Source organism: Streptosporangium subroseum, assembly GCF_900188345.1.
Taxonomy (GTDB): Bacteria; Actinomycetota; Actinomycetes; order Streptosporangiales; family Streptosporangiaceae; genus Streptosporangium; species Streptosporangium subroseum.
In genome coordinates, this window is record NZ_FZOD01000022.1 from 132689 (window position 1) to 140248 (window position 7560).

General features: G+C 67.1%; 6 protein-coding genes. 4 read left to right on the forward strand and 2 right to left on the reverse strand.

The window, feature by feature from the left end; genetic code table 11:
* Positions 1–42: 42 nt before the first annotated feature.
* Positions 43–2295 carry a DNA helicase PcrA gene (pcrA, locus tag CHC08_RS22750; RefSeq protein WP_420823583.1) on the forward strand — a complete coding sequence of 751 codons (2253 nt, stop codon included), beginning with the start codon at positions 43–45 and terminating at the stop codon, positions 2293–2295.
* 176 nt (positions 2296–2471) lie between these two features.
* Here the strand turns inward: pcrA and CHC08_RS22755 are convergent, their stop codons facing one another.
* Together CHC08_RS22755 and CHC08_RS22760 are read right to left on the reverse strand one after the other, a co-directional pair.
* Positions 2472–3371 carry a hypothetical protein gene (locus CHC08_RS22755; RefSeq protein ID WP_089209370.1) on the reverse strand — a complete coding sequence of 300 codons (900 nt, stop codon included), beginning with the start codon at positions 3369–3371 and terminating at the stop codon, positions 2472–2474.
* A 172-nt stretch (positions 3372–3543) separates the two neighbouring features.
* Positions 3544–4413 carry a hypothetical protein gene (locus tag CHC08_RS22760; protein ID WP_143653315.1) on the reverse strand — a complete coding sequence of 290 codons (870 nt, stop codon included), beginning with the start codon at positions 4411–4413 and terminating at the stop codon, positions 3544–3546.
* 543 nt (positions 4414–4956) lie between these two features.
* Here CHC08_RS22760 and CHC08_RS22765 point away from each other — a divergent pair.
* The 3 genes from CHC08_RS22765 to sucD all read left to right on the forward strand — a co-directional run.
* Positions 4957–5364, forward strand: coding sequence for a coenzyme B12-dependent isobutyryl CoA mutase small subunit (locus tag CHC08_RS22765; RefSeq protein WP_089209372.1), 408 nt, complete (start codon positions 4957–4959; stop codon positions 5362–5364).
* 201 nt (positions 5365–5565) lie between these two features.
* Positions 5566–6747 (forward strand): ADP-forming succinate--CoA ligase subunit beta, encoded by a 1182-nt coding sequence (sucC, locus tag CHC08_RS22770; protein ID WP_089209373.1) that lies wholly within the window; start codon positions 5566–5568, stop codon positions 6745–6747.
* Positions 6747–7560 (forward strand): succinate--CoA ligase subunit alpha (gene sucD / locus CHC08_RS22775; protein WP_089209374.1); only part of this gene is annotated, 814 nt, incomplete at its 3' end. The genes sucC and sucD, both read left to right, overlap by 1 nt.

Below are 7560 nucleotides of genomic sequence, written 5' to 3' on the forward strand. Positions count from 1 at the left end.
ACTCGGTTGTCGGTGAGCCGCTCTAACCTAGATGACGTGTCGATCCCAGCCGTTTCCCTGACCCACTCGTTGCTCGACGGGCTCAACCCCCAGCAGCGTGAGGCCGTCGTGCACCACGGCAGCCCGCTGCTCATCGTTGCGGGCGCCGGTTCGGGAAAGACCCGGGTGCTGACCCATCGCATCGCCTACCTGCTGGCCGAGCGGGGCGTGCAGCCGCAGGAGATCCTGGCGATCACCTTCACCAACAAGGCCGCGCGGGAGATGAAGGACCGGGTCGACAAGCTCGTCGGCCCGCGCTCCGCGGCGATGTGGGTGATGACCTTCCACAGCGCCTGCGTGCGCATCCTGCGCCGTGAGGCCAAGCGTCTGGGCTTTCCCACGAGTTTCTCCATCTACGACCAGGCCGACTCCCAGCGGCTGATGGCGATGGTCTGCCGCGAGATGGACCTCGACCCCAAGCGCTACCCGCCGCGGTCCTTCTCGACCCAGGTCAGCAACTTCAAGAACGAGCTGATCGACTACGAGACGGCGTCCGAGCGGGCCTCCACCCACCTGGAGCGCAAGCTCGCCGAGGCCTACCGCAGCTACCAGCAGAAGCTGACCGAGGCCGGGGCGATGGACTTCGACGACCTCATCATGCTGACGGTCACGCTGTTCCAGATCTTCCCCGACGTGGCCGAGCACTACCAGCGCCGCTGGCGCCACATCATGGTGGACGAATACCAGGACACCAACCACGCCCAATACACCCTGATCCGCGAGATCGCCGGCCGCCCCGAGGTCCGCACCGTGGACGGCGATCTGGTCAGGGAGGGCGGGGTCACCCCGGCCGAGCTGTGCGTGGTGGGTGACGCCGACCAGTCGATCTACGCCTTCCGCGGCGCCACGATCCGCAACATCCTGGAGTTCGAGCGCGACTACCCGGAGGCCAGGACGATCCTGCTGGAGCAGAACTACCGCTCCACCCAGACGATCCTGTCCGCGGCCAACGCGGTGATCTCTCGCAACGAGAGCCGCAAGCCCAAGAACCTCTGGTCCGACCAGGGGGCCGGGCCGAAGATCGTCGGTTATGTCGCCGACAACGAGCACGACGAGGCCATGTTCGTCGCGCAGGAGGTCGACAAGCTCACCGACGACGAGGGCATCGTGCCCGGCCACGTGGCCGTGTTCTACCGGACCAACGCCGCCTCCCGGGTGTTCGAGGAGACCTTCATCCGGACCGGCCTGCCGTACAAGGTGGTCGGCGGGGTGCGCTTCTACGAGCGCAAGGAGGTCCGTGACCTGCTGGCGTATCTGCGCATGCTGGCCAACCCGAACGACGTGGTGTCGCTGCGCCGCATCCTCAACGTGCCCAAGCGCGGCATCGGGGATCGGGCGGAGGCGATGGTGGAGGCGTTCGCGACCAGGGAGCGGATCCCGTTCTGGGAGGGGCTCCGCCGGGCCGACGAGGCGCCGGGCATGGCCACCCGGTCGCTCAACGCCATCAAGGAGTTCGTCGCGCTGATGGACGACCTGATGGTCAAGGCGGAGGACATGCCGCCGTCGCAGCTCGCCCAGGAGGTGCTGGTCAGCACCGGTTACCGGCTGGAGCTCACCGCTTCGGACGACCCGCAGGACGAGAGCCGCCTGGAGAACCTGGACGAGATGATCTCGGTGGCCTCGGAGTTCGAGGAGGCCAACCCCGAGGGCACGCTCGTGGAGTTCCTGGAGCAGGTCTCGCTGGTGGCCGACGCCGACCAGATCCCGCCCGCCGACGGAGGCCAGGGCGTGGTCACGCTGATGACCCTGCACACGGCCAAGGGCCTGGAGTTCCCGGTGGTGTTCCTCACCGGCCTGGAGGACGGGGTCTTCCCGCACATGCGCTCGTTCGGCGAGCCCAAGGAGCTGGAGGAGGAGCGCCGGCTGGCCTACGTCGGCATCACCCGGGCCGAGAAGCGCCTCTACCTCTCCAGGGCCGCCGTCCGCAGCTCGTGGGGATCGCCCGCGTTCAACCCGGCCTCCCGGTTCGTCGCCGAGATCCCGGCCGAGCTGGTCGACTGGCGCAGCGACCCCCAGAAGAGCGCCTGGAGCGCCGCCACCTCTCGTCGCGACTCCCGCCCCGCTCCCGCCAAGAAGCCCGGCGGCAAGCCGATCCCCAACCTGGCCCCGGGCGACCGGGTCACCCACGACTCGTTCGGCCTGGGCACGGTCGTGTCCGTGGACGGCATCGCGGAGAAGACCAAGGTCAAGGTGGACTTCGGCTCCAGCGGGGAGAAGACCCTGCTGCTGAACTACGCGAAGCTGGACAAGCTCTGAGGTTCGTGAAGCCGGACGGGCTCTGAAGTCCGTGAAGACGGACGGGCTCTGAATCGCGTGAAGCCGGACGGACTCTGAGGTTCGCGAAGGCGGGCGAGTCCTGAGGGGCGCGAATTCACAGAGGCTCTGAGAGCGCGGGCGGCCCTCAGAGCCGGTTCAGCGCTCGAAAAGCCGGATCATTGGGTCAGAAGCTGGGTGATGGGGTCCTCGCTCTGGTCCGCGCCGATGCTGAGCTCGTCGAAGTCGGCCACCGTGCCGGCGGGCGGAGCCTTGATGGCGGACTTCACGCCCCAGTCGGTGTAGCGGGTGTCGTTGACGTAGGTCAGCTCGGTGCTGTTGAGGCCCCGGGTGGACTCCGTGTAGGACGACACGACCCGGCGGACCAGCTGGTCGGAGCCGAGATAGATCTTCCACGTCACCGGGAGCGTGGCGGACCTGCCGGAGGGCTTCTTGCGCAGCATCGTGCGGACCGACGGGGAGATCCTGTAGAGCTCGGCCAGCGTGATCGTGCCGGAGTGGACCGTGGTCCGGGTGCCGTCCCACGTCCCGCCGGGCCGCTTGGCAGCGGTGTGGGTCAGGGTGCTCTTCAGCGTGGCGGGCTCGACGATGTTGATCATCTGCTGGTAGGGGCTGACCAGGGCGACGGCGTCGTTCTTGGTGCGCAGCCACTTCTTGCCCTCGGGCATGGAGTCGTCGTAGATTCCGCCGGAGGTGTAGGAGGAGCCCTTCACCGAGAGCGTCCGCGACGGGACGAACAGGCCCTTGAGGTTGCCGGCGCCCGTCGGCAGGCCGAACGTGGTGGTCAGGTCGGAGGCGACCATGCCGGACCTGCCGAACTCCAGCACGCCGCTGCGCCGCGTGAAGATCGATCGGTTCTTCCCGCCCTCACCGATGATCTTCGTGTTCTCGGCGAGCTTCACGCCGTGACGGACTCTGAACTGGCTCTTCAGCGCGGACGCCGGGTCGGCCGCCGCGGTTTGGACGGTCTGGGTGCTCTGGGCGTTCGCCGGGGTCGCGGTCGCAAGCGCGGGAACGATCAGCGCCGCCGCGGTGGCGCCGGTCAGAGTGGCGATCATTCGCCTCATCTGGGGGGTCCTCCCGTATGGGTCCTCGCCTTCCTCGCGTCATCGCGGAGAAGTGAGAGAGATTCTTGCCTACATCGGTGCCTTGGCGGATCAAGAGTTGGTGAACGCGACGCGCCCGGCAGGCGATGCCTGCCGGGCGCGGGGCGTTCGGTAGGGCTCGCGATCAGCCCGGGTTGAGCACGGTGAAGGGGGGCTCGACCTTCCCGTCGAACTCCAGCTCGCTCAGCTTGGCGACCTGGTCGGCGGGCGGGGCCGCCACCGTGACCTTGGAGCCCCAGCCCGTGTAGCTGGTGTCAACGGTGACCGCGTCCTTCGAGCCCGCGGGGTACGAGGTCGTGAGCCGCTTGGCGAGTTTGTCGGCGCCGAGGTACAGCTTCCAGCTCAGCGAGACCTTGGCGTTCTTGCGGTCCAGCGGTGTCCCCAGCGAGACCCGGAACCACGGCGAGACCTTGTGGAGCTCGCCGAGGGTGATCTTTCCGGCGTAGGTGCCGGCTCGCTTCACCGTGGTGTGTGCGAGGAGCGCCTTGAGGGTCGAGGGCTCGGCGACGTTGACAAGCTGGCTCAGGCTGCCGGTGGCGCCGGCCGTGGTGTCGAACCGGAGCCAGGTCTTGTCCGCAGGCAGGAACTCGCCGAACATGCCGCCGGAGATGTAGGTCGCATTCTTGATGCGGACGACTCGTTCGGGCTTGGTCATACCGGTGAACAGTTTGGTCAGCTGACTGTCCTCGTCGGTCGTCGACTCTTCGCTCAATCCCAGATCGCTGGGCTTGATGCGGAGCTGAGCCGTGTGATCCGACGCGCGGATTCCCGAGGTGCCGAACTGGAACACGCCGGTGCGCTTGGCGACAACGGCGTTTCCGGCGATGCCCCGCACCTTGGTCGTGTCGACGGTCTTCACGCCGAGACCGGTTTTGAACTGACTCCTGAGCGCGGAGATCGGATCGGAGGCCTGCGCGGTCGCGGTCGATGCCAGTGCCGGAACGCTCAGCACGGTCATTGCGGCGCACGCCAGACCGGCGATGTGTCGCTTCAAAGGAAATTCCTCCTGATGGTTCCCTCCGCTCTGTTCGCGGAGGGACCAGAGCATCTTTGCATAAGAAGATCAGGAGATAATCCCATATTCGATGATTTATATTGAATTACTTGTGCACATTTGGTGCAGATGCCTTCGCCATCTGCCTGTTTCGCCGCCGGGCCTACTGGGGACGCCGAATTCCGTCTCCTCTTCATCACGGACCGTCATATTCCATTGGCGGTTCGCCATACCAGAATGGTGTGACATTTTTCTATCGGTTCTGCGGTCATTCGCCTTCGGAGTGGCAGCGGAGCCATTGCCGGAAAAGGCGGCGAAAGCCGGTCGGGTTCTCGCCGGGACGCGGGCTCGTGGACCCACGGCGCAAGGCTTCTTCGGACGGCCGGCGGCACGGCGGGCTCCGGGAAGCCGGCGAGGTGTCCTTTCGGGGGATGATCGCCGTTGAGGCGTGATTTGCGATGGCCGACGAGAACGGGAGAGGCTGGGCCGGTTACGCTGCGGACAGCTCCTACGTTGCGGGGGAGCGCGGACAAGGAGGTCTGCATGGATGTCGAGCCGAGGATTCGCGTCGTCATCGCCAAGCCCGGACTGGACGGGCACGATCGAGGCGTGAAGATCGTGGCACGGGCGCTGCGGGACGCCGGGATGGAGGTCGTCTACACGGGCCTGCACCAGACACCCGAGCAGATCGTGCGCACGGCCATTCAGGAGGACGCCGCGGCGATCGGGCTGTCCATCCTGTCCGGTGCGCACATGACGCTCTTCGCCAAGGTGATCGAGCTGCTGAAGGAGAACGACGCCATCGACATCGTAGTGTTCGGCGGCGGGATCATTCCCGAGGCGGACATGCCCGCACTCCAGGAGATGGGCGTCGCACGGATCTTCACCCCGGGTGCGACCACGCAGGAGATCGTCGAGTGGGCGCGGAGTGCGATTCCCACCCGCGTCTAGGGTTCCGACCCGTGTCCGGGCCGTGTCCGCGAGGGGGCGATCTCCCCAAAAATCTCGGGATGCGATCTGGGACCCGGTTGCCTGGCCATGCCGTTTGGCGGGCTAGGCTTCATTGGCGCGAAAATACCGGGCTCCCCCTCAGATCATGGAGCCGGCCCGCCGACATCTATACACCAGCCGGACAAGCAAGGACGGACCCTCGTGGACCTGTTCGAACATCAGGCGAAGGAGCTCTTCGCGGAGTACGGCATCCCGGTGCCGCGCGGCATTGTCGCGCACACCGTGGAGGAGGCACGGGCGGCAGCCGAGCAGCTGACCGGCCGTGTCGTCGTCAAGGCCCAGGTCAAGACCGGTGGACGCGGTAAGGCCGGTGGCGTGAAGGTCGCCGCCGACGCCGCCGACGCCGAGCAGAAGGCCACCCAGATCCTCGGCATGGACATCAAGGGCCACACGGTCCACAAGGTCCTGGTCGAGGAAGCCAGCGCGATCGCGGAGGAGTACTACTTCTCCTTCCTGCTCGACCGCGCCAACCGCACGTTCCTCGCCATCTGCTCCGCCGCGGGCGGCATGGAGATCGAAGAGGTCGCGCACAGCGCCCCCGAAAAGGTCGCGAAGGTTCCGATCTCCCCGCTGGACGGGGTGAACCGCGCCAGGGCGCGCGAGATCGCCCAGGCCGGTGGCCTGCCGGAGGTCGCGCTCGACGGCGCCGCCGAGCTCATCGAGAAGCTCTGGTGCGCCTTCGTCGACGAGGACGCCTCCCTGGTCGAGGTCAACCCGATGATCCTGTCCGCCGACGGCCAGGTCAAGGCCCTCGACGGCAAGGTCACCCTCGACGACAACGCGACCTTCCGCCAGAAGGACCACGCGGCCTTCGAGGACAAGAACGCGGAGGACCCGCTGGAGGCCGCGGCCAAGGCGAAGGACCTCAACTACGTCAAGCTCGACGGCTCCGTCGGCATCATCGGCAACGGCGCGGGTCTGGTCATGTCGACCCTCGACGTCGTCGCCTACGCCGGCGAGGCCTTCGCGGGCCGGCCCAAGCCCGCCAACTTCCTCGACATCGGCGGCGGCGCCTCGGCCGAGGTCATGGCGGCGGGCCTGGAGATCATCATCTCCGACCCGTCCGTGAAGTCGATCTTCGTGAACGTCTTCGGCGGCATCACCGCCTGTGACGCGGTCGCCAACGGGATCGTCTCCGCCTTCGAGCTGCTGGATTCCCGCGGCGAGACCGTGCGTCTCCCGCTGGTCGTCCGGCTGGACGGCAACAACGCCGAACTCGGACGGCAGATTCTCGCCGACGCCAAGCTTTCCGGTGTCGAACTGGTGGACACCATGGACGATGCGGCCAAGCGCGCCGCCGAGCTCGCTGCGGTAGGTGCGTAATGGCTATCTGGTTGACCGAGAAAAGTAAGATCATCGTCCAGGGCATGACCGGCGGTGAGGGCACCAAGCACACCCGTCGCATGCTCGCCTCCGGCGCCCGCGTCGTCGGTGGTGTCAACGCCCGCAAGGCCGGCACCACCCACGAGGGTCTGCCCGTCTTCGGCACCGTCGCCGAGGCCATCGAGCAGACCGGCGCCGACGTGTCGGTCGTCTTCGTGCCCCCGGCGTTCACCAAGGTGGCGGTCCTCGAGGCGATCGACGCCGAGATCCCGCTCTGCGTGGTCATCACCGAGGGTGTCCCGATCCACGACACCACCGAGTTCTGGGCCTACGCGATCGCCAAGGGCAACAAGACCCGCATCATCGGGCCGAACTGCCCCGGCATCGCCTCTCCCGGTGCCTCCAACGCGGGCATCATCCCGGCCGACATCACCAGCGCCGGCCGGATCGGCCTGGTGTCGAAGTCGGGCACGCTGACCTACCAGCTCATGTACGAGCTGCGCGACATCGGGTTCTCCACCGCGGTCGGCATCGGCGGCGACCCGGTCATCGGCACTACCCACATCGATGCCCTGCAGGCCTTCCAGGACGACCCGGGCACCGACGCGATCGTGATGATCGGGGAGATCGGCGGAGACGCCGAGGAGCGTGCCGCCGCCTACATCGAGCAGCACGTGACCAAGCCGGTCGTCGCCTACGTCGCGGGCTTCACCGCCCCCGAGGGCAAGACCATGGGTCACGCGGGCGCGATCGTGTCCGGCTCGGCCGGCACCGCGCAGGGCAAGAAGGAGGCTCTGGAGAAGGTCGGCGTCC